The sequence below is a fragment of the Candidatus Thiosymbion oneisti genome, assembly GCF_900092655.1.
Classification (GTDB): domain Bacteria; phylum Pseudomonadota; class Gammaproteobacteria; order Chromatiales; family Chromatiaceae; genus Thiosymbion; species Thiosymbion oneisti.
Genome location: NZ_FLUY01000335.1, coordinates 1 through 3,255, shown reverse-complemented (window position 1 = coordinate 3,255; position 3,255 = coordinate 1). Strand labels below are relative to the sequence as shown.

Genomic DNA, 3,255 nt, shown 5'->3' with positions numbered 1-3,255 from the left:
ACCCAACCCTGGTGCCCCTCGAGTACCGCCAGACACTCGCCGCTGGCGGCGTCCCACAGGCGCAGATTGCCGTCATCCCCGGCCGAGACCAAGCGGCTGGCGTCCGGCGACCAATTGCAGGCCAGGACCGAACCTTGGTGCCCATCCAATAGCTGGGCCAGCGCGCCGGTCGCCGGGGCTTGGGGCTGGGGCGGAGGCAGGTGCCGGTCTAATCGGCAGTTGGCGATCAGGATGCCTTCCGCGTCCAGACCCAGGGTCCGGTCCAGGGTGCAGGACAGGAGTTGGGTACGGTAGCATCGCCCGGCGCGCAGATCCGCGCCGGTGAGATCCAGGCCGCGGAAGCAGGCACCGGTGAGATCGGCGTCCCGCAGGCAGGCGTTGCGGGCGCTGCCGGCCCAGAGCTCGGCACGGGTCAGCTCGGCGTCGCTTAGATCGGCATCGTTCAGGTTCACCCGGTGGAAGCGGACATTCATCAGCCGGCTGCCCGTGAGGCGCAGGCGGGAGAGATTGAGTAAAGGGCCGTCGGCTGGGCCTTCGAAGCGCCAGTCCTTGAGATCCGCGCCGGTCAGCGCCATGCCGGCCAGGCTGGGGGCAGGCAAACCCTGTCGGTGCGCGTGCAGGCCATAGGCCAGAAGCAGCTCGCTGATGCCGGGCCGATAGTGTTGGCGGATGATACGGAAGGCCGGTTGCCAACTGGTCGCGTCCGCTTTGCGGAGCAGCTCGCCCAGGAAATCCAGGGTCTCGATACTGGGGACGGGGATCTTCCATAGGGCCAATGCCTGTTCCAGATCGGGATTCCGGTTCGCGGCGGGATCCAGGTCGCCGGCCTGCCCCCCGATCGCCGGCAGGGCCCGCAACAGGGCGCGGGCGAGAAAGAATTCCATGATGGAGGTGTGGGCGAAGCGGAAGCGGTCTTCTCCCTCCCGGACCAGGAAGCTGGCATTGCGCAGATCCTCTTGCAGGATATCGGTGCCCTGCTCCCGGTCCAGATAGGCCCGGTAGGCGAGCTGGCGACGGGAATCGGCGACCAGCTGGTCCAGCAGCCAGTCTTCCAGCTCCCGGTAATTCAGACTCTTCTGTTTGCGGGACCAGAGGCGGTGGGCCAGCTGTTCCATGAGCAACAGCTTGTGGTCCCGGTCCAAGCGGTGCTTGGGGCTGTCGCGGTCGGTCCATTGGTCGACCAGATTCTCGTAGAGATCGGCCACACTGATCCGGCCACCACCGCGGTGGATGGCCTCCAGATTCTCCACTTGGCCTTGGATCAGGCGCAGGTTGTAGGGCCGGCTGCTGAGCCCGCGCAGATCATGGATCCGGTCCAGCATCTCCAGTATCAGCTCGGCGCGCTGGGGCTGGTCGCCGAAGACCTGGCGGAAATAGGTCTCGACCTGCTCGCGACCGAAGGGCAGCAGGGTGACCCAGAGATAGTCCTTGGCGCCCACGGCCTCCCGCTGGCGTCCGTCCAGGGCGCCGAGCTGGTCCCGCAGGGTCTGGAAGAAATGGCTGCGGCAGGTCATGATCAGGCGCCCGACCTGCTTGTCCTTGGCTGACCGATCCGGGTCGGCTTGACGCCAAACCCGGGGCGGCAGGATTTCCCACAGGCGTTGGATGAAGTGCCGGCACTGGTCCGGGGGCAGCTGGTTCATGACCTCGTCCAGGCCGTCGAAGATCACCAGGCCGCCCTGCTCCTGGGCCAGGCGCTTGATGTCGTCCACACTGGGTCGGGCCTGGCCGACCGGGAGGTTGTAGGCCGCTGCCAACAGATGTCCGAGCATGGCGTCCAGCGGTGGGACGCCCTGGGTCCGCCAGTCCCAGCGCATGGCATTGACCGCGCGCAGATCCAGATAGACGGGTAAGGGGAGTTCGGGCTCGGTCTTGCGCAGCTCCAGGAGCTCCCGGGTCAGGCGTTGACTCAGGGTGGTCTTGCCCATGCCCAGCTCGCCGAAGACGGCGCAGTAGGGCAGCCCGTCGTGGGGGCGCCGCAGCCAGTCGAGCAGGAAAGACAGGGCCTCCCGGCCTTCGGTGTCGCCCTGCCGGCTGCTTAGCTGCTGCCTGACATAGTGGGGCTCCGGGCAATCGCCGAGACAGTCATCGGAAAACCTGGTGATGACGGCGAGGCGTTTCTGCGCGGCTGCCGCCGGATCGGGGGACTCGTCCACACGGGCAAGGATGGCTTGTGCCGCCTCGGCGGCCCAGGCCTCGCGCCTGCCGCTGCTTTTCCATGCCCTACCGTCGGCGTCGCGGAAGATCTGGAGGTCGGCGAGCGAGGTGTCTGCAAGCTGGTCGTCGTCGAACCCTTTGAACGCCAGGGGGATCAGGGGCCGGTTATCGGGCAGCGGAAGACTCTCTTTTTTAATCTCGGCAATCAAGGCCGGACTGACCAGGAGCAGGATCAGATCGGCCTGTTCCAGATAGCGGGCACGGGTACGTGCCTTGTCCTCTCCCACCGGGATCCGGTGGAAATCGAGATCGGTCCAATCCTTTCCATAGGCCTGGAGCTGGGTCCTCAGTTGTCCGTGCAGCTCGCGGGCGTCGGCCTGCTCCTGCTCTGCGTAGAGCAGCAGATAGCTGCGCTGCTCGCCCCGTACCCGTAGGGTCTGCTCCTGGGGGTGTTCGACCAGGCCGCCGGTGGCGCCCAGATTGAATTCGGTCAGGCGCTCTTCGGCGTTGTCCGCGGCGGCGAACCAGAGACGGCGTTGTTCCGGGTCCGCATTACGGTTGGCGTCCACTTGTAGCTCCAGCTGGGTCTTTTGCCCGGCGGCGGATTCTTTGAGGGTGTGGCGGAATTTGTGAAAGGCCTTGTCGGCCTTGGTCTTCTCCGTCGGGCTGCGGCTGCTGGCGGGAAACAGCCGGGCATAGGCCGCGCCATAGCCGATGTAGCCCGATTCGTCCATGAGCTCGATCAGGAGTGCCAGGCGGCGTGTACTCAGGGGCGCAAGCCCGCCGGGGCCGGACAAGCGGCGCGCCAGGTCTTCGACGAGGGTTTTGGGCGCGGGGGCGAGCAGCTTGGTCATGGGTGGGCCTTCAGGTAATGCCGTGCCTCTGGCTCCCACGCTCCAGCGTGGGAGCCAAATCCAGACGCTCCAGCGTCATGAAACCCGGTCCCGAGCGGAGCCGGGGATCTCGGCCGCTGGAGCGGCCACAACGGCATTCCCACGCTGGAGCGTGGGAACGAGCCAAAAAAGAATCTTTGCGTCTTGGCGCCATTGCGTCCTGGCGTTAAATGGGCCGGAAAGTGAGCGGCCAAGCATAAAATTT

Annotated in this window: 1 protein-coding gene; it reads right to left on the bottom strand. The window is 66.1% G+C overall.

Annotated elements, in window-relative coordinates; translation table 11 throughout:
- A partial coding sequence (locus BQ17_RS03010; protein WP_141699060.1) for an NACHT domain-containing protein occupies window positions 1-3,011 on the bottom strand: 3,011 nt, incomplete at its 3' end.
- Window positions 3,012-3,255: the final 244 nt, after the last annotated feature.